This window comes from uncultured Abiotrophia sp., from assembly GCF_963520105.1.
GTDB lineage: Bacteria > Bacillota > Bacilli > Lactobacillales > Aerococcaceae > Abiotrophia.
Genome location: NZ_CAUQPN010000001.1, coordinates 38,843 through 63,997, shown reverse-complemented (window position 1 = coordinate 63,997; position 25,155 = coordinate 38,843). Strand labels below are relative to the sequence as shown.

Annotated in this window: 19 protein-coding genes; 1 reads left to right on the top strand and 18 read right to left on the bottom strand. The window is 47.4% G+C overall.

Translation table 11 applies throughout. From position 1 onward, the window contains the following. Window positions 1-2: 2 nt before the first annotated feature. The 17 genes from RWO08_RS00265 to pheS form a co-directional block, all read right to left on the bottom strand. Window positions 3-1,208, bottom strand: a complete 1,206-nt coding sequence (locus RWO08_RS00265; protein ID WP_311467733.1) for a glycosyltransferase family 4 protein — start codon at window positions 1,206-1,208, stop codon at window positions 3-5. Window positions 1,209-1,285: 77 nt separating this feature from the next. Further along, a complete protein-coding gene (locus RWO08_RS00260) occupies window positions 1,286-2,959 on the bottom strand; it encodes an alpha-L-fucosidase (protein ID WP_314210971.1) in 1,674 nt (557 codons plus the stop codon). Between the two features lie 176 nt (window positions 2,960-3,135). Next, complete coding sequence (gene def, locus RWO08_RS00255) at window positions 3,136-3,702, bottom strand: peptide deformylase (RefSeq protein WP_314210970.1); 567 nt, start codon at window positions 3,700-3,702, stop codon at window positions 3,136-3,138. After that, window positions 3,699-4,952, bottom strand: a complete 1,254-nt coding sequence (hflX, locus tag RWO08_RS00250) for a GTPase HflX (protein WP_314210969.1) — start codon at window positions 4,950-4,952, stop codon at window positions 3,699-3,701. The genes def and hflX overlap by 4 nt, the downstream gene beginning before the upstream one ends. Continuing rightward, on the bottom strand, window positions 4,949-5,920 hold the full coding sequence (miaA, locus tag RWO08_RS00245; protein ID WP_314210968.1) for a tRNA (adenosine(37)-N6)-dimethylallyltransferase MiaA: 972 nt from the start codon (window positions 5,918-5,920) through the stop codon (window positions 4,949-4,951). The genes hflX and miaA overlap by 4 nt, the downstream gene beginning before the upstream one ends. Next, window positions 5,913-6,665 (bottom strand): glycerophosphodiester phosphodiesterase, encoded by a 753-nt coding sequence (locus RWO08_RS00240; RefSeq protein WP_314210967.1) that lies wholly within the window; start codon window positions 6,663-6,665, stop codon window positions 5,913-5,915. Before RWO08_RS00240 ends, miaA begins: the two co-directional genes overlap by 8 nt. Window positions 6,666-6,668: 3 nt before the next feature. Further along, window positions 6,669-8,411: a DNA repair protein RecN gene (gene recN / locus RWO08_RS00235; RefSeq protein ID WP_314210966.1), complete on the bottom strand. Its 1,743-nt coding sequence runs from the start codon at window positions 8,409-8,411 to the stop codon at window positions 6,669-6,671. Between the two features lie 30 nt (window positions 8,412-8,441). Next, window positions 8,442-9,257, bottom strand: coding sequence for a TlyA family RNA methyltransferase (locus RWO08_RS00230; RefSeq protein ID WP_291431080.1), 816 nt, complete (start codon window positions 9,255-9,257; stop codon window positions 8,442-8,444). An 11-nt stretch (window positions 9,258-9,268) separates the two neighbouring features. Next, the gene (locus RWO08_RS00225) at window positions 9,269-10,162 is read right to left on the bottom strand and encodes a farnesyl diphosphate synthase (RefSeq protein ID WP_314210965.1); all 894 of its coding nucleotides are present in this window, start codon (window positions 10,160-10,162) and stop codon (window positions 9,269-9,271) included. Further along, window positions 10,159-10,392: an exodeoxyribonuclease VII small subunit gene (gene xseB / locus RWO08_RS00220; RefSeq protein ID WP_070756538.1), complete on the bottom strand. Its 234-nt coding sequence runs from the start codon at window positions 10,390-10,392 to the stop codon at window positions 10,159-10,161. Before xseB ends, RWO08_RS00225 begins: the two co-directional genes overlap by 4 nt. Then, window positions 10,367-11,746 (bottom strand): exodeoxyribonuclease VII large subunit, encoded by a 1,380-nt coding sequence (gene xseA / locus RWO08_RS00215; protein ID WP_314210964.1) that lies wholly within the window; start codon window positions 11,744-11,746, stop codon window positions 10,367-10,369. Before xseA ends, xseB begins: the two co-directional genes overlap by 26 nt. 3 nt (window positions 11,747-11,749) lie before the next feature. Then, the gene (gene folD / locus RWO08_RS00210; RefSeq protein WP_070756536.1) at window positions 11,750-12,634 is read right to left on the bottom strand and encodes a bifunctional methylenetetrahydrofolate dehydrogenase/methenyltetrahydrofolate cyclohydrolase FolD; all 885 of its coding nucleotides are present in this window, start codon (window positions 12,632-12,634) and stop codon (window positions 11,750-11,752) included. A 208-nt stretch (window positions 12,635-12,842) separates the two neighbouring features. Next, the gene (mgtE, locus tag RWO08_RS00205) at window positions 12,843-14,177 is read right to left on the bottom strand and encodes a magnesium transporter (RefSeq protein WP_314210963.1); all 1,335 of its coding nucleotides are present in this window, start codon (window positions 14,175-14,177) and stop codon (window positions 12,843-12,845) included. Between the two features lie 188 nt (window positions 14,178-14,365). Beyond that, window positions 14,366-16,009 carry an ABC transporter ATP-binding protein gene (locus RWO08_RS00200; protein ID WP_314210962.1) on the bottom strand — a complete coding sequence of 548 codons (1,644 nt, stop codon included), beginning with the start codon at window positions 16,007-16,009 and terminating at the stop codon, window positions 14,366-14,368. A gap of 385 nt (window positions 16,010-16,394) precedes the next feature. Continuing rightward, window positions 16,395-16,925 carry a hypothetical protein gene (locus RWO08_RS00195; RefSeq protein ID WP_314210961.1) on the bottom strand — a complete coding sequence of 177 codons (531 nt, stop codon included), beginning with the start codon at window positions 16,923-16,925 and terminating at the stop codon, window positions 16,395-16,397. Between the two features lie 118 nt (window positions 16,926-17,043). After that, entirely contained in the window at window positions 17,044-19,470 is a 2,427-nt protein-coding gene (pheT, locus tag RWO08_RS00190) for a phenylalanine--tRNA ligase subunit beta (RefSeq protein ID WP_291431069.1), read from the bottom strand. After that, the gene (gene pheS, locus RWO08_RS00185; RefSeq protein WP_291431067.1) at window positions 19,470-20,531 is read right to left on the bottom strand and encodes a phenylalanine--tRNA ligase subunit alpha; all 1,062 of its coding nucleotides are present in this window, start codon (window positions 20,529-20,531) and stop codon (window positions 19,470-19,472) included. Before pheS ends, pheT begins: the two co-directional genes overlap by 1 nt. A gap of 539 nt (window positions 20,532-21,070) precedes the next feature. Between pheS and RWO08_RS00180 the strand changes: the two genes are divergently transcribed. Beyond that, a complete protein-coding gene (locus tag RWO08_RS00180) occupies window positions 21,071-22,924 on the top strand; it encodes an amidase family protein (RefSeq protein WP_314210960.1) in 1,854 nt (617 codons plus the stop codon). A gap of 142 nt (window positions 22,925-23,066) precedes the next feature. Here the strand turns inward: RWO08_RS00180 and RWO08_RS00175 are convergent, their stop codons facing one another. Beyond that, the gene (locus RWO08_RS00175) at window positions 23,067-25,154 is read right to left on the bottom strand and encodes a heavy metal translocating P-type ATPase (RefSeq protein WP_070756530.1); all 2,088 of its coding nucleotides are present in this window, start codon (window positions 25,152-25,154) and stop codon (window positions 23,067-23,069) included. Window position 25,155: the final 1 nt, after the last annotated feature.

Here is a 25,155-nt window from a genome sequence, read left to right as displayed (position 1 = left end):
GCTTAACCTCCCATCAGCTGCTTGTAGCGATACTTAACGCCGGCCACAACTTTGTTTAGGCCACTACTCCGCTTACGACGTTTGTTTTGCTTAATCACTTCCTCATAGAAGTCTGCTACTTGCTGTTCAAAATGCTCGAGCGACAGCGGATAAAGCAATTGGCGGTCAATATTTGGCCGGAAACCGGCCTCCATCTTAGCCAAATAATCTAAGATGGCTCGATCAAAATCTTCAAAATCTTCGAACAAGGCGCCAAAATTCTCGTTAGTCATAATTCCAGCCAAGTAATCATTGCGCTTGGCAATAATCGGTAGACGGTTGGCAAAAGCCTCTAAATAGGTCAACCCTTGCGACTCTGACATGCTGGCATTGATATAGAGGTCCGCCATTTGGTAATAAGCAGAGACTTGGCTGTGTTCTACCTCACCGACAAAGATAGGCTTAATGCCTAAATCCTTTGCCTGTTGCTCCAATACTGGGCGTTCTGGCCCCTCGCCTACAATGACTAATTTGGCTTGCGGTAACTTATCCAGGACTCTCGGATAGACCTCCAAGACTGCCGCGATATTTTTTTCCTTGGACAAACGAGAGAGAGAGAGAAGCACGATATCATCTTGGCTCAAACCTAATTTCTGGCGCAAGCTTTGACGGCCTTCCGGATTGTAATCTGGAATCTCAACCCCAGTTGGAATAACTCGGATAGGCGCCTTAATGCCATAAGACGTCAAGGTGTCCTTGGTCATGAGGCTAGGGGCAATCACCCCATTTCCTTGGTCACAGAAGACCTTGGATAAGACCTTAACTGTGCCAGGGCGGATTAACTTGCCGTTGAGAATATAGTGGGTATAGTTTTCATACATGGTGTGGTAGGTATGGATAGTCGGAATTTTGAGACGGCTTGCCACATAACGGCCCGCTAAACCCAGGCTGAATTCCGTATGGGTATGGACCAAATCCAATTGATAATTACGGGCAATCTTAAGGCAGCGCTCGAAACCTGAATAGGCCACCCGCCGATCCTCAAAACTTACAAAAGGCACACTAGGCAGACGCACAACGCCTGGTTCTGGCCTCGCATTGGGATCAGTTGTAGTGAAGATAATGACTTCATGTCCTTGGCGAACCAACTCATCCCTTAGGAGCTTAACTGAAGTCGATACCCCACTCACTTGCGGAAAATAGGTATCCGTAAAAAAGCCAATATTCATTCGATGTTTCACCTACTTTGCTAATGTCTACTCTTATTATAAAGAATTTTGAACTAGAATTAAACCCTAATCCCTTGTTACAGGACTAGCAGTCTGGTTTTAGGCCCCTCCGGCAGGATTTTTAGGTAGAAATCATGTGCTTGATCTTGAGCATAATAGAGACTAGGCACTTGGATTTGAGCCACTTCCTGCCCTGCTTCAAAGCTTACCTGGTATTGGGCGTCCTCATAAACGCGTCCATGTACACCAGTCCCAGGTTCAGTGGCGATTTTAACCTTAAGTACCTGACTCAAATCCCCCTGTCGAAGCAAGGTCACGGTCAAAGGTTGACCTTTAACTCCCTCATAGCAAGTTTGCCCAAAAGTCACTTTATTTGATGTTTGCTGAGCCTTGGCTTGATCTGGCCAACGGTGGATTGCCAAGCCACTCAGGATAGGTGCCGCTTGCGCCCGATCCATAACCAGTCGCAAGCGCTGAGTCTGAACTAGTGGCCCTTTAACTAGTCGACGATAGCCTAGGGTCTGACCTTGTGCAAATGGTTGCCACTGGCCTGTTTGATCTAAGTAGTCGATGTGAAAGGCAGACACCCGTTGACCATACTGAATGGCTTCTTGAATTTGGACTAGGTCCAAGCTAGCAACTTGAGGTAGGACTAACTCTAGCACGTTATCATGGCAAACAGAAGCCTGCCAAAGACCCGATTGATCTAGTAATTGATTCTGCGACTGTCCATTGCTATCTAGGACTTGGCCACCTGCTAAGTAATTAGTCTCATAAAGGGACTGCCGCGCAATCTGGAAATCTCGTAGAACCTTAATATCTGCCTCTGCAAACTGACCTCGCCGATCAGGTGGAATATTAAGTAGCAGTGGGCTCCCTTTGCCAACCGAATGAAGGTAAATATCCATCAGTTCGGCCACTGACTTTGGCTGCTGATTATCATGATAGAACCAGCCTGGGCGGATGGAAACATCCACCTCAGCCAAGGAGTAGAGATCACCTTCAGGATCCCCATGATTGAGGTAATCAACATCCCCCTGCCGTAGACAGTCAGCCTTAACCTTCTGCCAGAGTGGGTCACCACCATAGCCTCGTTCATTACCTACCCAGCGCAGAGCAGTCGGTTCTGTTGAAAAGATTGCGACAGGATAACCTTGCGATTCAATATAGTCGAACCAGCGCTTGAAATCATAAGTCACGGCCTGGGCCCCTTCGCCACGCGCGCCATCTAACCAGACTTCAACAAAGCGTCCTTTATAGCCGTATGCTGGATTCTCGAACAACTCTTGTAATTGCTTAAAGTAATAGTCGTTATAGGCCTCTTGGCGGTCAACATGATAATCAGGATGGTGGGCATCCCAAGGCGATAGATAGAAGCCAAGGGGCAACCCATAGCGATTGGCTGCAGCCGATACCTCAGCCAAGACATCCCCCTGTCCTAGTCGCCAGGGACTAGCTTTGACACTGTGGTCCGTATAGGCAGAAGGATAGAGAACAAAACCATCGTGGTGCTTGAGCACCATAATAAGACGTTTGAAGCCTGTTTCCTTGAGCACGCGAACCCATTGGTCAGCATCAAAGTCACTAGGATTAAAGTCTTCTGGTGACTCTGTCCCGGTCCCCCACTCCCGGTCATTGAAAGTATTGGGACCGAAGTGAATAAAGGCTGCTAATTCATCTTGATGATAGGCCCATTGAGCAGGACTTGGGACTGGGCCATGAGGGATAATCGGCTTATGTGTTGCTGACATAAATATCTCCTTTTTAGCCGGGACTAACCCAGCATTTGCAAACTCTTTCTTTCTTATTTTAAACGCATTTCCCTTTCATGACAAGATAGAGCCAAGCAATCTAAATCAGATAGGTAAAAATAGATTCCTACTCCACACAAAAAAGAGGACTGAGATTATTACCCAGTCACTCAGTCTTACAATAGTTCTAAACCTGGTTTTTCATACCAAGGCTGTTGTTGGTTAATATGGTCATAGAACATGATGCCTTTGAGATGGTCTAGTTCATGTTGGACTACAATGGCTTCATAGTCGCGTAGACGGAGCTCATGTTCCTTGCCTTCCATATCTTGGTAGCGCAGGCGGATACGGCGTGGTCGTGGTACCAAGCCTGGTACTTCACGATTAACAGATAGGCAACCTTCACCATCACGCAGAGCCACTTCCTGAACAGAATGGCTGATAATCTTAGGGTTGAAGAGAATCTCACTCAAGAGCGGTTCCGCCTCATTGCCTTCTTCATCATAGCTCATAATATGAACTGCAAAAATTTGCTTGGGTAGGTTAATCTGCGGAGCGGCTAAGCCCACACCAGCACGAAGACCGTATTTCTCGGCAATCTCAGGATTTTGGCTATTAACCAAAAATTCATGCATAGCCAAGGCAGTCTCCTTGAGCTCGTCAGTCAAAGGAAATTCTACAGCTTCCGCAGCTTGGCGTAGGGTAGGATGTCCTTCTTCAATAATATCTTGCATTGTAATCAATGCGTCTCCTCCTCTCGGTCTTGCTGGCGACGACGATAACCCTGCAGGTGATAGTCGCCAGTATTTTCATCATAGTCGAATTTAGTCACTAGGAGTTCTTGACGCATGCCCGCCACCTTATAGGCTTCATGGGCAGGAATGCGCTGGTCAACCCAGTCAGCATCTGCCATCAACAGCTTCCAGATTTCCCGCTTCAAACGATCAATATGACTAGGTTCATAGGCAGAGATGGCGATACTTGGAAAGGCCGTCGCATGAACTGACTGACCTGGAGCCAAACAATCAATCTTATTGTAGACTGTTAGGACTGGCAAGTGCCCATATCCCAACTCCTTAATAATCCGTAAAACAGTCTGTTCATGCAAGGTCTGAGCGGGATCTGAGGAATCTACTACGTGCAGTAGCAAGTCCATGCCCCCAATTTCTTCCAAGGTTGACTTAAAAGCATGAATGAGTTCTGTCGGCAACTCTTCAATGAAGCCAACCGTATCCGTCAAGGTAAAGCGGTCCTCCCCCTTAAGGGGCATACGCCGAGTCAATGGGTCCAAGGTCGCAAAGAGTTGGTCTTGGACGTAGGTCTCTGACTGGGTCAACTGGGTTAGCAAGGTAGACTTTCCAGCGTTGGTATAACCCACCAAACCGACTTGCCAGTGACCACCCTGAGCTCGCCGTGAACGGGTTCGCTCACGATGGGCGGCAATATCAGCTAACTCCTCTTTAACGTGGTGAATGACGCTACGAATATGGCGACGATCACTTTCCAACTTGGTTTCACCAGGCCCTCGGGTCCCAATCCCACCGCCTTGGCGAGACAAATGCTTACCTTGGCCGTAGAGCCGTGGCAGGAGATAGTTATACTGGGCTAGTGCCACCTGGAGTTTCCCCTCGCGACTTCGTGCCCGCATGGCAAAGATATCCAGAATTAGCTGAACTCGATCGATGACCTGAACCTTGAGGCTGGCTTCCAGTTGGCGGTTCATGCTAGGTGTCAGAGCATTCAGACTAATGACTAAATCTATCTCACGGGCTTCTACTAGGGCAGCAATCTCTTCTAGTTTCCCGCTCCCGACAGCCGTTCGGCCATCTAACTTAGGCAACTTCTGGGTGACTACTTCAATGACCTGGCCACCTGCTGTCTCCGTTAACGAGGTCATTTCATCTAAGATTACTTGAAATTGTTCCGGGCTATATTGATCCGTCTGAACGGCCATGACTAGGACGCGTTCAGGGCCAACTTGTAAGTCTATCATAGGGTCCCTCCTTTCTCTGCCTGCTTATCTAATAAATTTTGAACTAGGCTAGTCGCCTGGGCCAAAGCCGTCTCATAGTCACTAGCATCCAGCCAGTGAGTGCCCTGGATACGATTGCGGAACCAGGTTAGTTGACGCTTAGCATAGCGCCTAGAATTTTGCTGAATAGCGGCAATAACTGCCTCACGGTCGGTCATGTCCCCTGCCAAATATGGCCACCATTCCTTGTAGCCAATACCTTGTACGCTTGGCAACAACTGGCCCTGCGCTACTTGGTAGAGATGACGAACTTCCGCTTCCAGCCCCTGCACCACCATGGCTTGAACTCGAGCATTAATTCGCTCGTAGAGTTGGCCACGGGGGCGATCTAAGGCTAGAATACAGGTCTCATAACGTGCTTGGGCGGTCTCATGCTGACTCTGGTCGGAGAATTTTTGCCCCGTCACCTGCATAACTTCTAGGGCCCGCAAGAGGCGACGATGATTTTGAATTGGAATCTTAGACGCTGCGAGTGGGTCTTGTGCTAACAACTCAGCATAGAGGACCTGAGCTCCTTCCGTCTCTAGCCGTTGCTCGAGGGCTTTACGGATGAGCGGGTCATGGCTAGCCTTGCCACCGAACTCTAAATCATAAAGTAGACCTTCTAGATAAAGGCCTGAGCCACCAACCAAAATTGGCAGGACACCACGAGCATGGCAATCCCTAATCAAGTTCTGGGCTAAAGCCTGAAACTGGCTGGCATCATAATCCTGGTCTACATCCAGAAAGTCCAAGGCATGATGAGGCACACCCTGCATCTCTTCTAGCGTCACCTTACCCGTCCCAATATCCAAACCGCGATAAAATTGTAGGCGATCGCCATTAATGATCTCGCCCCCAAAGCGCTTGGCTAGGTCAATACTGAGTTGGGTTTTGCCAACAGCGGTAGGCCCTCCAATGACGATTAAGGGAGCCGCTAATCTAGTCATGGCAAGCCTCCCCTTGGTCTCGCACTACAAGCGCAGCAGCTGGCGTGTCGGTCATAATGGCTTCTAAGTGTCCATCTTGGGCCAAGCTTGCATAATGCGCCCAATCAGCCGGATCATTGACTGTCCATAGACGGATAGGCCACTGCTTGAACTGAGCTCGCAGATCCTCATCTTGGTAAAGTTGTCGATCCAAGTGAATAGCCGTCGGCTCTAGGGCTGGTAAATGCGACAAATAAGGCAAGTGAGCTTCCTCTACCAAGGCAGCAAGCTTTGCCCCTGGGGCTAGCGCCTTAAGGCGTTGGAGCGTATACCAATTAAAACTAGAATAGACGATGTCAAAATCTGGTGCCAGTTCCTCCACTGTGGCTAAAACAGCTACTTCGATGCCAGGATAGTCCTTTTGGTCAGTTTTGAGTTCTAGATTCAATGTCCCCTTAAAATCCAAGTCTCGCAATAAGTTCAGTAATTCTGGTAGACTAGGTATTCGATCTTGAGTCACACGGCCATCGGAAAAACGCAGTCGTGCGGCTTGAATCTGGGCCAAGGTTAAATCACTGACCTCACCCTGGCTATCCGTGGTTCGGTCTAATTGCTCATCATGGATTACAAGGAGGGCCCCATCTGCCGTCAAGTGCAAGTCGCATTCGATACCATCTGCACCCGCTGTCACGGCGTCTCGGAAGGCGGTTAAGCTGTTTTCGACAGCCTGAGCTTGATTGCCACGATGGGCGTAAATCTTCAACATGGCTTAGTCCTCCTCGCCTAGTTTGGCATGATGGGCCTGCAACTGACGACGTAAATCTTGGGCCATTTGCAGGGATGCCGGCGTTAAGACCTTACCAGACATCATGCTGGCGATGGCTTCTATACGACCTTCCTCATTCAATGCCTGCACGCGAGTACGCGTACGCTCATTCTCAACAACTTTTTCAATGTAAAGATGTTGGTCAGCACTGGCAGCTACTTGAGCCAAATGGGTAATACAGAGCAGCTGGTGATGCTGGGCAATGCCTTGCATCTTCTCCGCAATGGCCTGAGCAACCCGACCTGATACCCCTGTATCAATCTCATCAAAGACCAAGGTCATATCCATCATTCCTTGGCTGAAGACCCGTTTGAGGGCCAACATAAAGCGAGACAACTCGCCACCTGAAGCAATCTTAACCAGGGGCTTCATGGCTTCACCAAGGTTGGTAGTCGCATAAAATTCTACCTGACTTAAACCTTCGGCACTTAAGCGCTGTGCATCAGGCAGTAGACTAGCTAGGCTAGAGTCACTACCCAAGCTCGTAAAGTCCACTTGGAATCGCGCATTGGCCATATACAAATCGGCCAGTTCTGCTTCAATCGCTGCTACTAGGTCCTGTGCTTCCCGGCGTCGGCCTTGGTCTAGGGCCTGACCAGCCGCCAGACAGTCATGGTAAGCGACCGTTAAGTCCTTAACTAGACGCTCTGTATACTGTTCCTGGTGTGTGAGCTGGTAAATTTCTTCGCTAATAGCATCAAAATAGGCCAATAGCTGAGCTTCATCCATGCCATATTTACGGGTCAGTTGACCTAATTGGCTGAGACGCGCTTCCAATTCATCAATGGCTTGATCATTGTCTACTTCCTGGTTGCTGACCGCTAGTTGGTGGGCTACTTCTTCTAGTTGATAGTAGAGATCTTGCAGTTGGGCCGCCAAGGCCGGATAGCTAGAGTCGTAGCTGGCTACTTCCTCTAAGGCTGCTTGGGCTTGGCTCAGTTGCGTCAAGGCGCTAGTGTCAGCTTCCGATAGCAAATGATTAACCGTCGCCAATGCTTGGCCAATCTTCTGACTGTTTTGTAGACGCCGACTTTCCTGTTCTAACTGGGCCATTTCCCCAGCGACTAAGTTAGCGGCTTCTAATTCTTGCAACTGAAATTCTAAGAAGCTTAAGCGTTGGCGTTTGTCACTTCCTTCCTGCTGACTGGCCAGCCAGTCCTTACGTAGCTGGTCATAGCGCTCGAAGGCAGCTTGATAAGTTTGTTTTAGCTGATTTAGGCGCTCGCCCGCAAATTGGTCCAACTGACTGAGATGGAATTGCTTATTAAGCAAGGCCTGGTGCTCATTCTGGCCATGAATATCGACAAGGTAATAGCCAATTTGCTTAAGCAAAGACACGTTAGCCAACTGACCATTAACCCGAACGGTATTCTTGCCTTGGCGGTTAAGCTCACGACGTATAATCAGGTCCTCCTGGTCCTCAAGCTCCAAACCAAAATCTGCTAATTGTGCTAACAGTGGTTCAGGAGCTGGCGACATAGAAAAGAGACCCTCCACTACCAGTTTATCGGCACCTTGCCGGATTAAATCGTTGGTCCCACGACTGCCCATAAGCAAGCTAAGGGCATCAATAATTATCGATTTCCCAGCCCCAGTCTCCCCTGCTAGAACGGTCATTCCCATCTCTAAATCCAGGGTCACATGGTCGATAATGGCAAAATTTTCAATGTTGAGACTCCGTAACATAATCGGGCCTCCTTTCTTGTCTAAACTCTTTTATTCAAAGGTTGTATGTGCGGCTTCCACCACACCGGCTAAGTCCACCTGCTTCCAAGAGTCATTGGCTAGGTCTTGGTCGTTAGTCAGATAGGCCAAAAATTCGATATTGCCTTCGCCACCGGTAATAGGCGAGAAGGTCAAATCACGTACACGATAACCCAAGCCACAGGCATAGGACAAGATTTCCTTGAGGACATCTAAGTGTACCGCTGGATCCTTCACGATCCCCTTCTTACCCACGCGCTCCTTACCGGCCTCAAATTGCGGCTTAATTAGCATGAGGACGGTGCCTCCTGGCGCTAAAATAGGCACCAGAGGTGGCAGAATTAAACGTAGGGAGATAAAGGAGACGTCGATTGAGGCCACGCTTGGTTGCCCTTCTTGAAATTGGTCAGGCTGGGCATAACGGAAGTTTTCCCGCTCCATGACAATAACCCGAGGATCTTGGCGTAGGGAATAGGCTAGTTGGTTGTAGCCGACATCTAAGGCATAGGACTTGGCTGCACCAAATTGGAGGGCCGCGTCCGTGAAGCCACCTGTCGAAGCTCCAATATCTAGGAGGATTTGGTCAGTCATATCAATGTCAAAGACCTTAATGGCTTTTTCTAACTTAAGACCACCACGACTGACATAAGGTAGCGTCTTGCCCTTAATGTGAAATACTTTGGAGGCATCCACTTTCTCACCGGGCTTGTCATAACGTTGGTTCTGGCTGTCATAGATTTGCCCTGCCATAATCAAGCGACGTGCTTGTTCGCGCGATTCGGTCAGACCACTCTGAACAACCAGTTTATCAATGCGTTCCTTTTTCATAGCTGCTCCTTTTACTTAGCAGAGGGTAGGGTTAAATAATCCAAGATTCCTCCCAGAATCTGATAAGGGCGGCCACTCTCTTTAGCTAAGTCCTCTAAAACTTGGCTAGCTGCGCTAACCTCTACTGCCAAGGCATCCTTGGCTCCTTGGAGGCCCAAAAGACTTGGATAGGTAGATTTGGTTAGGGCTTGATCCGCCTGAGTGACTTTACCTGTCACTTCTTGACTTCCTAAAACATCCATTAGGTCATTGTGAATCTGATAGGCTAAGCCAAAGTGACGACCAAACTGACGCAGGGCTTGGCAAGTGCTCGCATCCGCCCCACCGATAATAGCCCCTGCCTCTAAAGCAAAACGGAATAGGGCACCTGTCTTCTGATCATGAATCTGCTTCAAGCCCTGGTAGTCAACCGGCGTCTGTTCTGCTTCAATATCCCCTACTTGGCCAGCCACCATGCCCCAAGAACCCGCTGCTTGACTGAGTTGGTCAATCAGGGCTAGCTTGGTCCGGTCATCCAAGAGGTCATCTGAAACCAGAACTTGGAAGGCATCTGTTAAGAGGGCATCCCCAGCCAAAATAGCTAGACCCTCGCCAAAGCGCTTATGGTTGGTGGCTTGCCCTCGACGTAGGTCATCGTTATCCATGGCCGGTAAATCGTCGTGAATCAGGGAATAGGTGTGAATATACTCTAAGGCGATGGCTGTCTTAAGGCCACATTTGACTAGGTCTTCTGATTGAATAGCCAAAACCGCCAAGAGCATGACTGGACGCAGGCGCTTGCCCCCATTTTTGAGGGAGTAGCGCATGGCTTCAATCAGACGAGGAGGTGTTAAGTGATAACGTGTCTGTTGGTCCAGGCTCCGTTCGAAAAGCTGACGCAGGGTATCGAGTTCTAAGAAGTTCATTGGACATCCTCATCTAGGACAAAATCGCCCTCTTCTGCCATCATGTTGGCGACTGTTTCTTGAGCATCATGGAGGGTCTTTTGGCAGTATTGGGTTAATTCTACCCCCTGCTTAAAGGCATCCAGAGCTTGGGTTAGAGGCAATTCGCCTCGTTCAAGTTGTTGTACAATGGTATCTAATTCAGCTAGAGCTGCTTCGAAACTCTCAGGCTTTTTCTTTTTTGTTGCCATGTTTTTTTCCTTTCTGAGCGCTAATGGTTTGAACTTGAGCGGTGGCTTGACCATCTTGTAAGGTTACATCGATGACCTGACCAACTTGAAGTTGCTGGACTGATTTCACCGCTTCTTGCTTGTCTTCGATAATGGCATAACCCCGCGCCAGAATCTTGAGCGGGCTATAGGCCTCTAGGAGCTGGCTATAACGAGCCAACTCTCCTTGATAATGTTGACTGGTCTGAGCCATAGCCCGTTGCAACTGATGACCTAGGCGGGCTAGCCGCTCTCCTTCCAGATGCAAACGACCGCTTGGCCCCTGGGCTTTAAGACGAGTGGATAGGAGAGCCAGGCCTTGAGTCTGCCCCTGCAGATAAGACGACTGAGCACGTAACAAACGCTCCTTGATGAGGTCCACTTGCTGCATATAGGCTTGGTAAAGCCGCTCGGGTTCCCGGAAAATATAGACTTCCTGATAACGACGGAGTTGGGTTTGCTTATGTTGAATCCGGCTTAGCATGGATTGAGCCAAACGGGTTCGACTTTCTTCCAACTTGAGATAGACTTGACTTAATTCCTCAGCTGCCATTTCAGCTGCTGCGGTTGGTGTCGGAGCACGTAGGTCCCCCACTAAGTCAGCAATGGTGGTATCTGTCTCGTGGCCGATGGCTGTGATGACCGGCAAGGGACAGGCTAGAATGGCCTGAGCCACGATTTCCTCGTTGAAGGGCCAGAGGTCTTCAATGGCCCCGCCCCCACGCGCTAGAATCACGGTATCAAAAGCCGCTTGCTTGGCCTTGAGCCGTTCAAAGGCTGCGACAATTTCGCCGCTGGCTTCCTTACCCTGAACGCGGGTAGGGAAAACTACCACTTGGGCAATAGGATAGCGTCGTTTGAGGGTGGTCACAATATCTCGGATGACGGCCCCACTTGGACTGGTAATGACTGCAATCCGCCGTGGAAAACGGCGCGGTTGCTTCTTAGGCAAATCCAAGAGACCCGCTTGCTTAAGCTTGGCCTTAAGTTGTTCTAGGGCCAGATAGAGGGAGCCCACGCCGTCCGGTTGCAGCGACTCAAGCGTCAATTGGTAGGAACCACTGGGCTCATAGATGGAAACCCGACCCACTGCTAAGACCTTCATGCCCTCTTCTAACTTGAAAGGCAGCTTACTAAAGGCCTGCTTAAACATGGTGACGTTGATTTTAACATTGTCTTCCTTAAGGCTGAAGTATTGGTGGCCTGTCCGCAAGCGGAAGTTAGAAACCTCCCCTACTACATAGACTTTCTGCAGGTAGGGGTCCACATCGAACTTGCGCTTGAGATAGCGGGTCAGGGCCTTGACACTGAGATAGTCCTTTTGTGTATCGGTCACTGACTAGGCCTCCTCCTGGCTCAAGAAGGTCAAGGGATCTAAGTTTTGTTGTTGGCAGGCACAAGTAAAGGTCTGTTCCATCAACATAGCTACCGTCATAGGGCCAACTCCACCAGGAACTGGTGTGATGTAGCTAACCTTATGAGCTACAGCTTCAAAATCCACATCCCCTACTAGCTTACCAGACATGAGCCGGTTAATCCCAACGTCGACTACTACTGCGCCCTCCTTGAGATGGTCTGGTCCAATTAAATGGGCCTGGCCAGTCGCTACAATCAAGATATCCGCATAACGGGTATAGTGTCCTAAGTCCTGGGTCTTGGAATTGCAGACTGTCACAGTGGCCCCGCGGTTAATCAGCATGATAGAAATAGGCAAGCCCACAATTTGGCTACGACCTACGACAACCACATTCTGACCTTGCAAAGGAATCTGGGCATTCTCTAAGAGCCGCACAATGCCTTTTGGCGTACAAGGATAGAGGTCTGTATTGTCTTCAACGACCCGTCCCATGGTCAGGGGGTGGAAACCATCTACATCTTTCTCTGGATCAATTAGGTGCATAGCTGACAATGGATCTAAATGCTCAGGCAGAGGCAATTGTAATAAGAGCCCATGGGTCTGAGGATCCTGATTGTGAACCTTAATGGTCCGCTCCAATTCTTCTTGGCTAATATCTGCTGGCAAGAGTACCCATTCGAAGGCATAGCCAATTTCCAAGGCGCGTTTTTGCTTCTGGCCAACATAGACCTTGCTGGCAGGATCTTCCCCTACTGAGATAACGGTCAATTTGGGCTGGGTCCCGGTTTGGGAACGGAAGGCCGCTGTTGCCTGGGATAGCCGGGCGAAAATTGATTGTGAGAGAATTTTCCCATCTAAACGTTGCATGAATACCACACCTTTCGGACCCTAGGGTCACAGACTTTTCCTTCTTATTCTACCATAATTTAAGGGCGCTGTAATGCCATTTTGTCCGAAGGCCTAAAAAGCCAAAAGTGACACTCAGCTGACCTTATCATTAGCTTACGGGATTGGCCTGTTTAAGGCGTTCAATCAAGCAAAAAGCCCACTCCCAAGGGAGTAGGCAATATAATCATTATACAAGTAAAGGCATGAAGAGAGTGGCCAAGCCTAAGAAGCTGAAGAAACCACACACGTCAGTGGCCGTGGTCAGGAAGACGGTTGATACCAAGGCAGGGTCCCCACGGAATTTCTTAACCGCCAAGGGGATGAAGTAACCAAAAATTCCGGCAATGACCATATCTACAATCATAGCTAGGATGATAACCACCCCTAGGTAGACATTACCATACATCAGCATAAGAGCAATAGCAGCCACGCCCCCGGTAATGAGACCGTTGGCGAAACCCGCCCCGATTTCTTTAAGCATACCGCGCCAGTCACCCCAGTCCACTTCGCCCAAAGCTAGGGCACGGACCACAATGGTTACGGTCTGAGTACCGGCATTTCCTCCCATACCAGCTACAATCGGCATGGCAGCCGCTAGGGCTACCATTTGGCTGATGGTATCGGAGAAAAGGTTGATAACGGATGAGGCCAGAAAGGCTGTGAAGAGGTTGATAACCAACCAAGGCAGACGGCGTTTGACGGACTCGAAGACTGGGCTATCTAGCGTTTCTTCCGAGTCCACCCCACCCATCAAGTACATATCTTCTGTGTACTCTTCATTGATGACGTGGATGATATCGTCGTTGGTGATAATCCCCAAAATCCGGTTCTTGTTATTAACGACCGGTACAACTGACAGGTTATACTTGGTAACAATCAGGGAAACTTCTTCCTGGTCCGTCGTCGGCGTCACCGAAATGACGTTAGGGTTAAGAATTTCACTGAGTTTTTGTTGATCGGATTTGGTGAAAATATCGCGGATATCGACTGTCCCTTTGAGTAAGGTTTTGGCATCGACCACGAAGAGGGTCTCGATAACTTCCTTCTCCGGCGCAATCTTACGAATGGTCTCGAAGGCTTCATAAACCGTTAAGTTCTCATTCAAGGCGATGAACTCTGTGGTCATGAGACCACCAGCGGTATCCGGATCGTAGGCCAAGAGTTTCTCTAGGTCATCCGAATCACGATTCTTCATCATGTTCAGGAATTGCTTACGTTGCCAAATGGATAGGTTGCCCAAGATATCCACGATGTCATCCTGGGACATGTAGGTGAAGACATTGAGCATGCGGGCAAATGGCACGGCTTCAACAATCTTAACCTGGAGTTCTTCAGAAATCTGAGTCTCCAGAATCAAGGCCAGGGCCTTGTCCGAGATAAAGCTGACAAACTTGAAAACTTCTTCGTCTTCAAGCTCTTCTAGGGCCAAGGCAATATCAGCCGGGTGGTGTTCCCGAATCATACGGTAAATGGCCTCAGAATGTTCATTTGCTAGGGCTGTTTGAATTTCTTCTACGAGCATAGGGGATTTCCTCCTTTGAGTCTTAGTTTATATTGTCACTCCTTAAGTCGGGACTCACATCGACCAACCCCTTTGCTTCGTTTTTTCCACCCTCTATCATACCATAAGAAGCCCCTCGAGTCAGCCCAAAAGCCAAAGAAAAAACAGTTGGAATTGACTTCCAACTGTCTGCCTTGCATTAAAATTAGCTATTCTGATTTGGTTATAACTTTTTCGCCTTCCAAACCTGAAACTCTCCCCTCATGAAGTTCAATTACACAATCAAAATCAGCTATCTTCTCTTCAGAGATTTGGTGAGTAATGTAAATGACCATCTTGTCCTTCAAGGATAGAATCGTTTCTTCAATTGTTTGGCGATTTGCTTCATCTAAGCCAGCTACCGGTTCATCAAAAATCAAAATATCACGGCTATGATAGAGTGCCCTTGCTATATCCAATCGTCTCTTTTCGCCACCAGATATTGACTGCTGATGAAGCATCTGCTCGCCTGATTCCAATTGGTTGAGTTCTCTCCATTTATTTAATCCTACCTTTTCTAAGAGTGGCGATAAATCCTCCTTGAATTGCTTAAATAGGGTCACATTATCAGCCAAGTTATTGTTAAAGATTACCGTGTCCTGCTGAACAAAGCCAAGTAAATTCTGAATTGGCCACTCCCCATTAGCGGCAGGAGTAAGGCCTTCCCACACAATTTTCCCCGCACTCGGAGTGTACATACCAAGTATGGTCCTTAATAGGCTTGTTTTCCCACTGCCACTTTCGCCAACAATCAGGTATTTTTTCCCCATCTCAAATTTGAGGTTGATACTGTCCAGGATCAAAGTTCCATTCTTTTCTAGACTCACGTTTGATAAAACGAGACTTTGGACCTTCTGAGCTGACCCTAGGCTTAAATCTTCTTTATGAGTGGTTTCAATAAAAGCCATAATCTTGTCGCAATTAAATCGAGCAGCAACTAGTCCAGTGTAACTAGCACTAAAGCCCTGAATAGGATAAGCGACATAGGCTACTAACTGTTTTACAGCAAAGAAGGTCGCAAACTCTAATTGACCAGCAATGACGAAAAATCCCCCGACAACCCAAGAAAAGATATTAACAAATTCTCGTAAACCATAGGAAATAGCATATACACCTCTTTGACGGCGTGTATTCTCTACTTTTGCATCTGCAATCTGCTGACCCCTCTGATTTAAGATGCTTAAATAGCCTGCAAAGCCTTGGTATATTTTTAAAGTTAAGAAACCCTGCAAACCCTCTTTCAATCGCCCTAGGTAGCCTTCTTGCGCTTTGGACACTTCTTTTCTTGCTGCTTGAAGTTTTTCCCCCATTAGTTTAGGTAGCACAATAGGGGCAAGGCTCATCAAAATCATGATCAAACTGAAGAAAGGACTCAGAATCAAGGAAGATGCCAGACCTAATACAAAAGTCCAAATATCATTGTACATGCTAAGTAACTCTTTCAAATATTCTTCGTCAACAACATCCATATCATTGGTTAGCAAGTTCATATAATACTCATCAGGTTCCTGATAGAAACCCTTAACTGTCAAATGACTAATCCCTTTTAATACATCCTGTCTAATATCAAGTATGACGGCCTGAGTTAAACGTTCATTCACAATTTCAACAGCATAATCCATATATGAGTCGATTAAAACATAAACTGCAGAGATGATCCCTACATTCACCATTTGTTTTGCATCACCCGAAATAATGGCTGTTACAAGCAACTGTATAATATATGCCATCGCCACCACGGATATGGCTCCTAGCGCCCCAACTACTAAGGCTAGTATGAGTCGCCACTTATTTTTATAGAGATATTTCTTCATTCTTCCTTCCTCTCTTTAATAAAAGTTTATAGGTTAATTTGACAGATTTTTCACCATCATAGCCCATACCTCCAAAAACAACTACATGTCAGAATAGGCCCTACTTATTTATAAAATGATTCTTCCTTTAATTTTCTATCTTGTCATTTTGATTCACCCTAATTTTCTTTTATGGCTATTATTATATAACTAGCGGTTATTAAAAATCAATGGGTTATCTCATTTTTTTCTCATTTTGTTGCTGGGTTGCTCGTTCCTCCCGGAAAATATCAATTTGTTCACTTTTAAGAACGTAATTTGGCTAACTCATACCCTATTTATCTATGTAATAGATAAATAGGGAAAGAAAAATCAAAACCGCCCGTAATCACGAGCGGTTTCTCCTTTATTTACCTTCAGATCTCTTACTTAAATAAGACAAAGTAAGTAGGAAGTAAATCATGGAAGCTAACAAGAGGCAGACACCTATGACAGACGCCATCCCCATAACCAGGAGTCCCGCCACAAGCAAGCCCATAATTATCATATAGCCTAAGCTAATCACCATGACTTGACCAGCGGTTTGGCGATTAACTTGGCGACTGGTCACGTGTAGGACCAAGACGCCCAGATGGACTAGGGCCACGAGGACCAAACCCCAAATACGACTAATACTATGGCCCGCTAGTAGCCAGTTGTCTGGGCTCAGATAGAAGGCCGCTAAAATCAGAAACCAGTTGCTGATGGAAGCCGCGATAATTTCTTGACTTGAAGTTGCCACCTGGTCCGTTTGACGGAAGAGAAAGACGGCCAAGGCTAGAAGCGCGACAAATAAGGCCACACTGCCCCACCAAAGGGGCTTTTCCAGTAAGACGGCTAGTCCTACCAGTGGCAACAAACCTACCCCAAACGCTCTTAATACCCGCTCTCGTCTCATGCCAAACGGCCTCCTACTCCTCATTTGTTCATAGTTACAGTATACCTTCTCGCTTGCTAATTGAAAAGCCCAGACCAAAAATAAAGAGACTAGAAGCTACTTCTAGTCTCTCATGGGCTTAGCGAATTTCTAAACCTGACACTGTTTCGAGTGCAGCTCTAATCCGATCCATAGCGGATTGAACATCCTCGTCTGTTAATGTCTTGTCTGGATTTTGGAAGATTAGTCGGTAGGCTAGTGACTTCTTGCCTCGGAAGAGGTCAAGGTTAATAAACAAGTCGAAGAGCTCAACCGAGACTAAGTTGTCCCCACCATGTTCCTTCATGAGTTGTGCTAGGCCTGCTTGGTCCTGCTCTAAATCAACTAAGAGGGCTAAGTCTCGTGAGGTAGAAGGATACTTAGGAATTGGACGTTGAACTAAGGCTGGACGTTGAACTGCTAAAATAGCATCGAAGTCTAATTCAGCGAAGAAGCTGGCTTCATCCAAGTCGTAAGATTTAGCTAAGACTGGATGGATTTGCCCCATAACCCCAATGACTTGGTCACCTAGGAGAACTTGGGCAGTCCGACCAGGATGGAGCTCAGGATAGGTGGAGACAGCCTGGAAGCTGACTTGCTTATCCAAGCGAATGGCTGCCAAGTAGCCTTCGAGAACACCTTTGAGATCAAAGAAATCATAGGATTGAGCTGGCCCATACCAGGATTTACTTTCCTTAACCCCTGATAAGAGAATGGCTAGACGCTCTTGTTCAAGTGGTTGAACATTGCTTCCTTGACCATAGAAGACTTTACCTGTCTCATAAAAGGCTAAACTTGGATTCTGCCGCGCAGCATTGTACTTGGCAATTTCTAAGAGGGCTGGGAAGAGGCTCTGACGCAAAACAGAACGATCTTCACTCATCGGGAAGTCCAAAGCGACTACTGGGTAATCTTTCGACTTCATCAAGTCGGCTTGCTTAGGTGAAGTCAGTACATAGCTGATGACCTGGTTGAGGCCCAGGCCTTCCAAGATATTGCGAGTCTGACGCACCAGTTTTTGTTTAGCATTGAGACGACCTGGCGTACTTGGCACTACCGGCAAGGTTGTTGGCAGGTTATCATAGCCATAAACCCGAGCTACTTCTTCTAAAATATCGGCTTCAATGCTGATATCCCAGCGACGTTTAGGGACGGTCACGGTGAAGCTATCTTCCCCTAATGCTAAGTCAAAACCAAGACGACGGAAGATATGACTCAGCTCTTCATGGCTCAAGTCAATCCCAATCTTATCTTGAATAGCGCGATAAGGTACAGTGACCTCAATTGGGTTCAGGTCCAAATGATTCTCTTCAACTAAGCCGGGCACCACTTGGCCCCCACTATAGTAGGCCATCCAGTTAGCGGCTTCCTGGCCCGCTTCGCTAATGGTCGCATGGTTAATGCCTTTTTCAAAACGCATGCTAGATTCAGAACGAAGGTTGAATTTCTTAGAAGTTTGACGAATAGCAATCGGATTAAAGACGGCTGATTCTAAGAGGACACGACGGGTCTTGTCGGTCACTTCTGTATCTAAGCCCCCCATTACCCCGGCTAGCGCAACTGCCCGGTCTTGGTCGGTAATGACCATGTCACTTGCTGACAAGTGGCGCTCGCTACCGTCTAGGGTCACAAGCACCTCGCCCTCACGAGCTGGGCGGACGCCTAAGGCCTTGTGCTCTAAGGTATCATAGTCAAAGGCATGAAGTGGTTGGCCATAGAGCATGAGGAAGTAGTTGGTGATGTCCACGATATTGTTATGTGGACGAACTCCTGCTTTCATCAGGCGCATTTGCAACCAAAGTGGGCTTTCCTTAATCTCCACTTGGTCAATCACTCGAGCTTGGTAGCAAGCAGACAAATCGCTATCTGAAATTTTTACCGTCACATCAGACAAGAGAGATGCATCTGCTGCTTGTGTCGCTTGGCGATGAATATTATCGAAGTTAGGTACCTGATCGATAATAGCTCCTACTTCATAGGCTGCCCCACGCATAGAAAGCGCATCTGCCCGGTTAGGCGTAATCGAGAGTTCTAAGATTGGATCATCTAACTTGAGATAGTCCACCACATCTGCTCCAATCGGCGCATCTGCTGGTAAGAGGAAGAGACCCTCTGCATAAACTTTTGGCACCACGCTGTCAGGGAAGCCTAGTTCCTGGAGGGCACACAACATCCCATGAGATTCGACCCCACGTAATTTGCCCTTCTTAATCTTCAAACCACCGGCTAAACGAGCCCCAATAGTGGCCACAATAACTTTAGCGCCAGCCACCACATTGGGTGCCCCACAGACAATTTGCAGGGGCTCCTGATCGCCTACCGTCACTTGGCAGACATGGAGATGGTCACTATCAGCGTGGTCTTCAACCGACAATACTTGCCCGACCACTAAACCAGATAATTGAGCCCCATAGTTTTCAACTGCTTCGATTTCAATCCCGGTCCGGGACATACGATCTGCTAGGGCTTCGCCTGTTAAACCTGTTAAGTCTAAATAATCATTGAGCCATTCGAATGATAAATACATTAGTTCTGACCTCCTTTGAACTGGCTTAAGAAGCGCAAGTCATTTTGATAGAAGTGACGAATATCGTCAATGTTATACTTCAACATCGCTACCCGGTCAGGGCCTAAACCGAAGGCAAAGCCGGAATAAACGCTTGAATCAATGCCGGCCATTTCCAAGACATTTGGATGAACCATACCAGCTCCTAGGATTTCAATCCAGCCAGTATGTTTGCAGACATTACAGCCATCCCCGCCACACTTGAAGCAGCTCACGTCTACTTCTACCGATGGCTCGGTGAATGGGAAGTAAGATGGACGTAAGCGAATTTCACGTTCTGCCCCAAAAAGTGTACGGGCAAAGGCTTGAAGCGTCCCCTTAAGGTCGGCCATGGTCACATGTTTGTCTACCACTAACCCTTCAATTTGGTGGAATTGGTGGGAGTGAGTCGCATCATCACTATCGCGACGGAAGACCTTACCTGGTGAAATCATCTTCAATGGCCCTTGACTGAAATCATGTTTTTCCATGGTCCGGGCTTGAACTGGCGAAGTGTGGGTCCGCAACAAGACTTCATTGTCGATATAGAAAGTATCCTGCATATCACGCGCTGGGTGAGTCTTAGGCAGGTTCATCATTTCGAAGTTATAGTGGTCCAACTCTACTTCTGGACCTTCCACGACCTGATAGCCCATACCGATAAAGAGGTCTTCAATCTCCTCCATGGTTTGGGTAATGATGTGGCGGGCTCCCCCAGCTGGCTTTCGACCTGGCAAGGTCACATCCACTGTCTCCAGAGCTAATTTAGCTTCCAGAGCCAATTCTTCTAGCTTGTGGCGACGACTTTCCAACATTTCTTCGAAGGCTGACTTCACTTGGTTCATTACCTGACCTAATTTAGGCCGATCTTCTGCTGACAGGTCGCGCATCGCTTGCGCAACCGCGGCAAAACGACCTTTCTTACCCAGGTAATCTAGGCGAACTTTTTCCAAATCCTTGATGGATTCAGTTGCTTCTAATTGCGGAATCGCTTGTTGACGCAAGGCTTCTAAGGCCTCAATGTGCGTATTGATATCTGACATGTTGCAAGACTCCTTTATCATTATTTCAGATGAAACAAGGGAATAATAAAAATAGCCCGCCCCTATAAGGGACGAGCTACCGTGGTACCACCCTCGTTCTCGAAGGGACTGGCCCTTCGAGCACTTGACGCCCTTAACCGTGGCGGGCGGTGACCTGTTCATTTCTATTGACTAAAAACTTAACGGTCAAGCTAAGAAATTGAAGGCTAAGTTCGGCTTACCTTTGGCACCCTTGCAGTCGGTGAAGTGCCTCCCTGACTTGTGCGAACTTAACGGATTTCCTCATTGCTTTATGTATCATCTGTGATAGCTACTAGTATAGCTTAAAGCAAATGCATAGTCAACAGAGGATAGATAGTTAGGTAGGGCTTCAAGTCATGTTATTCGCAAATATTCACTTTTCTTTCCTTTGCTCTCCCCTCCTGGAGTCAAATGGCGAATGATGGTGTTTTTTTAGTGGCTTAAATGACCAAGGGTATAGGAAGCGCTTAAGATGAAGTGTATAATAAACTGGCAAGTTATGAAAGGATGTGTAGAAAATGCTAAAACAGAAAATTAAGATGCGCTTACTGGCCCTATTATCCCTATGGTTGCTAACAAGCGCTGGCCATCCGATTGCCTGGGCACAAGACGTTTCTAGTTCAGACATCGAAAGCAGTCAAGTATCCTCAAGAGACGATGAAGCAGCCAGTCAAGCTAACGATCAAGCAGAATCTAAGATAGACCTTGCTGCCTACCAAGCGGCTGATGCTAGTCAACAAGCTGAATGGGTCCGCTCTGGTAAAGTCACAAGTGAAGAATTGGTAAATTTTGCTCTAACCACTATCAAGGAAAAAGACCCTGCCCTGCATGCAGTTATTAGTCTAAGAGCTGAAGAAGCCTTGACTGAAGCTAGGCAAATTAAAGATCAAGGCCAACCATTCTTAGGCGTTCCATTATTGGTAAAAGGATTAGGTCACACCATTAAGGGCATGCCCAACTCCAATGGCCTGACCTTCTTAGCCAACCAAAAAGCTGGCTCTACAAGTCCCTTCGTTAAGTCCTTGCAAGACTTGGGCTTTATCCTCATTGGCCAGACGAATTATCCTGAAATGGGACTAAAGAACATTACAGACTCTAAGCTCTATGGCCCTACTGGCAGCCCCTGGAACCCTGACCATCAGGCAGGCGGTTCCAGCGGTGGCTCTGGTGCAGCTACAGCCGCTGGCATGACCCCAACTGCAACCGGCAGTGATGCGGGGGTCTCCATTCGTATTCCGGCTTCCTGGAATGGCCTTATTGGCCTTAAGCCTAGTCGTGGCGTCATAGTGGGCAATGCCTCCATCGACAAAAATACAGTGGCCCATTTTATGATGACCAAAACCATGGAAGATACCAAGAGCTTGTTTGAAGCGATGAAGAAACCGGATGCTTCCTTGGCTCAAGCCTTGACTGAAGCAGAGTTAAAACGACTAGCAATTGGCTATACCAGCTTATCTCCCGTTGGAACGCAAGTCAGCCCCGAGGCTCAACTGGCAGTTGAGCGAACTGTAGCCTTTTTGCGAGGCAAAGGTTTCCGTTTGGAAGAAGTAAACTGGCCTTTTGATGGTGTCCAATTAATGAAAGATTACTATACAGTCAATGCTAGCCAAATGGGTGTAGTAGGTTATCTAGCCAAGACCAAGCTCAAACGAGAGCTACGCTATGATGATGTAGACCCTACTAGCTGGCTACTCTACCAGGCAAGCAAGACCATGACCAAGGAAGAAGTAAATCAGGCCTGGGCTCGCATCCAGCAAGTCCGTCAAACCATGGCTGATTTCCACCAACGCTATCCTCTTTTCTTAACACCTACAACGGCCTACACCGCTCCGCGCATTGATCAAGCTCTAGTGTCTGACCGAGACCTTGAACTAATTAAGAATTCGGAAAATTTGAGCCATGAGGCCAAGATGCAACTGATTTATGATCACTGGCTCCCATCTCTGGCCCTTACGCCTTACACACAATTCGCCAATTTGACAGGTGAGCCTGCCCTAAGTCTCCCTGCTTTAGTCACCAAATCTGGCCTTCCTTTAGGCATTCAGTTTAATGCTGCCATAGGAAATGACCGTTACCTGCTCCAATTAGGCGATTTGATGGCGGCAAATCAACAATTTAACCGTCCAGAACTAGAAACAAGCCAGAATGAACCCAGCACTTTGGCAGCAGACACCAGCTCGAACGAATTGTTTAGCTCCTCTGAAAACCAACAGCTAATTGGTGGAGCAGAAGGAAGTAAGCAGATTTCAGCTAAGCTCCCTGAGACTGGTGATCTATCAAGTGTTAGCTCTCAGGTCCTCTCCATACTCTTCACCTTACTAGGGCTAATTGCGCTGTCCCAAACAAAAATAGATGGCTCCAATCCGAATTAGCTTCCACACCCCCTTAGAAAATGTAGAAGAGACCCCCATGACTTAACATTCTAAGACATGGGGGCCTTTTGCTTTTACTATGTTGATCGTGGTTGTTTCCACCGTATGACTCCACATTCGATAAGTATTTTAAACAAAGTCATTACTTCTCCTCTGCCTCACTCTCTAGCCTTACATTGCCCTTCAGATAGCTACGGCAAAGAATCCCAAAGGTCGTCATGTTATGCAAGATTGCCAAACTACTTGGTTTAAGCCAATTCAGTACCCCCAAGCCAATAAGACCTGAATTAATGGCAATAGTATCCCGCACATTCCCCTGAATTTCTTGCTTGAGATCGACAGAGACTTGATGCAAGGTTAAGAGCGAAGCTAAATTATTGGATGGCAGCATAATGTCACTAATCTGCTTAGAAACCTCCGCCCCTTCGCCCATAACCACGCCCACATCACTGGCAGATAGGGCAGCCGAATCATTGAGGCCATCCCCTATCATCAGGACGCGGTGGCCTTGCGCTTGCATCCTTTGGACATAATCAAATTTAGTCACTGGCGTCATACTGGTATGAACTTCATCAAAAGGCAAGTCTGCTACTAAGCGATTGGTTCTGGCCGCTGTATCGCCTGTTAAGAGGACTAAATACTTGCCCAAGCCTTTTAGAGCGTGTAGAACACTATGCGCCTCATGGCGAACTGGAATCGCCACGCAGAACATGGCAATCAGTTTCTGGCGATAACCTAGGTAGAGTAAATTATAGTGTGTTTCTTTCTGACGAATCAATTGACTCTGATCGGCTTCAATCTCAATCCCTGATTCTTCCATTAAACCTAAGCTCCCAATCACTACGACATTACCATCGATTTCAGAACGAATGCCCTTGGAAGCTATGTGGTTGAGCTCGGTATGCATTTCTTCATGAATGATGCCTTCTCGAGCCGCCTTATCCACCAAGGCATGAGCGATTGGATGGTAAATATGCTCTTCTAAACAGGCGCCAATCATGATGACATCTTCTGCACTATAGCCATGAAAAGGAATGACTTCTTCAATAACTGGACGAGAAGTGGTAATGGTCCCCGTCTTATCAAAGACTAAGGTATCAACTTCATCAAATTGGTCCAGAACTGTCGAATTCTTCACAACAACTTGCTGATGCATCAATTGCTTGATGGCGGAGAGGTACACCATAGGAGTCGATAATTTAAGGGCACAGGAGTAATCGACCAACAGGAAGGAAATTGCCTTGGTAAAGGATCCTGTTAGGATATAGGTCAGCGCTGCTCCCAAGAAATTATACTTAACGATGCGATCAGCAATGGAGGTGTACTTATACTGGTAGGTTCCTTCCTGCTGTGCCGCTTCTTGCATGAGCTTAACTAGCTCTTGTATACGGTAGTTAGCGGTTGGATTTTCTACACGAACGTGTAGTTCTCCACTGGTTAAGACCGTGTTAGAGTAGACTTCATCCCCCACAGCCTTGATTACTGGGAAGGATTCACCAGTCAAGGAGCTCTCATTGACACTAGCTCGACCATTCAAGACAATCCCATCAAAGAGCAGCTCACTACCTTCATAGAAGACAAGCACATCACCTACTTGGACTTCTTGGCTATCGATTTGTAGCAAGTGGTCTCCCTTGAGTAACCATACTTGGCGGCCTTGACCAGCGATGCTGGCTTCAAGATCTTCTAGGGAGCGTTTTTGGGTCCAATAGTTGAGTGTCTCCCCTAATTCTAGGATAAACATGATGGCGCTAGCAGTATCGGTCTGTTTCATCGCGAGTGACACTAGAATGGCGGAACAGTCCAAAATTTCCATGGTTAACTTACCCTGTCGCAGAACACGCCAAGCATCACGGAAGTAGCCTAGAGCTTTCCACAGGGTTCTAGCCAAACGTACAGGCACTGGCATGAACCACTTGAAGAGGTAGTGACGCCCCACAGCTGAGGATACTAAGGCATAAGGGCTTGAAGCTGCGTGATGCTGGGGATGACGATAAAGTTCTTCTAATTTATCCTTCTGAATTAAGTCCCATAATTGAGCTACAACGGCCTGACGACCAGGCATCACATGGATAGCTACCACATAAGGATCTTCATAAAAGTCCAATCTTAGAATGTCGGGGAAGTCCGAAGTTAAGCCCTCAAGATAGTATTTTACATCTTCAGTAAAAGGAAAAGTGGCGCGAAGTCGAACCCGGCCACTTGACTGATGCAACACTTGAAATTGCACG

What these genes read in the sequence shown, in the direction of transcription:
- RWO08_RS00225 (WP_314210965.1), bottom strand. Translation starts at nt 10,162, where the DNA reads ATGAACTTCTTAGAACTCGATACCCTGCGTCAGCTTTTCGAACGGAGC.
- RWO08_RS00230 (WP_291431080.1), bottom strand. Translation starts at nt 9,257, where the DNA reads ATGAAAAAGGAACGCATTGATAAACTGGTTGTTCAGAGTGGTCTGACC.
- xseB (WP_070756538.1), bottom strand. Translation starts at nt 10,392, where the DNA reads ATGGCAACAAAAAAGAAAAAGCCTGAGAGTTTCGAAGCAGCTCTAGCT.
- hflX (WP_314210969.1), bottom strand. Translation starts at nt 4,952, where the DNA reads ATGATAGACTTACAAGTTGGCCCTGAACGCGTCCTAGTCATGGCCGTT.
- RWO08_RS00265 (WP_311467733.1), bottom strand. Translation starts at nt 1,208, where the DNA reads ATGAATATTGGCTTTTTTACGGATACCTATTTTCCGCAAGTGAGTGGG.
- RWO08_RS00195 (WP_314210961.1), bottom strand. Translation starts at nt 16,925, where the DNA reads ATGAGACGAGAGCGGGTATTAAGAGCGTTTGGGGTAGGTTTGTTGCCA.
- RWO08_RS00240 (WP_314210967.1), bottom strand. Translation starts at nt 6,665, where the DNA reads ATGTTGAAGATTTACGCCCATCGTGGCAATCAAGCTCAGGCTGTCGAA.
- pheT (WP_291431069.1), bottom strand. Translation starts at nt 19,470, where the DNA reads ATGTATTTATCATTCGAATGGCTCAATGATTATTTAGACTTAACAGGT.
- folD (WP_070756536.1), bottom strand. Translation starts at nt 12,634, where the DNA reads ATGCAACGTTTAGATGGGAAAATTCTCTCACAATCAATTTTCGCCCGG.
- RWO08_RS00260 (WP_314210971.1), bottom strand. Translation starts at nt 2,959, where the DNA reads ATGTCAGCAACACATAAGCCGATTATCCCTCATGGCCCAGTCCCAAGT.
- RWO08_RS00200 (WP_314210962.1), bottom strand. Translation starts at nt 16,009, where the DNA reads ATGAAGAAATATCTCTATAAAAATAAGTGGCGACTCATACTAGCCTTA.
- miaA (WP_314210968.1), bottom strand. Translation starts at nt 5,920, where the DNA reads ATGACTAGATTAGCGGCTCCCTTAATCGTCATTGGAGGGCCTACCGCT.
- RWO08_RS00180 (WP_314210960.1), top strand. Translation starts at nt 21,071, where the DNA reads ATGCTAAAACAGAAAATTAAGATGCGCTTACTGGCCCTATTATCCCTA.
- recN (WP_314210966.1), bottom strand. Translation starts at nt 8,411, where the DNA reads ATGTTACGGAGTCTCAACATTGAAAATTTTGCCATTATCGACCATGTG.
- mgtE (WP_314210963.1), bottom strand. Translation starts at nt 14,177, where the DNA reads ATGCTCGTAGAAGAAATTCAAACAGCCCTAGCAAATGAACATTCTGAG.
- pheS (WP_291431067.1), bottom strand. Translation starts at nt 20,531, where the DNA reads ATGTCAGATATCAATACGCACATTGAGGCCTTAGAAGCCTTGCGTCAA.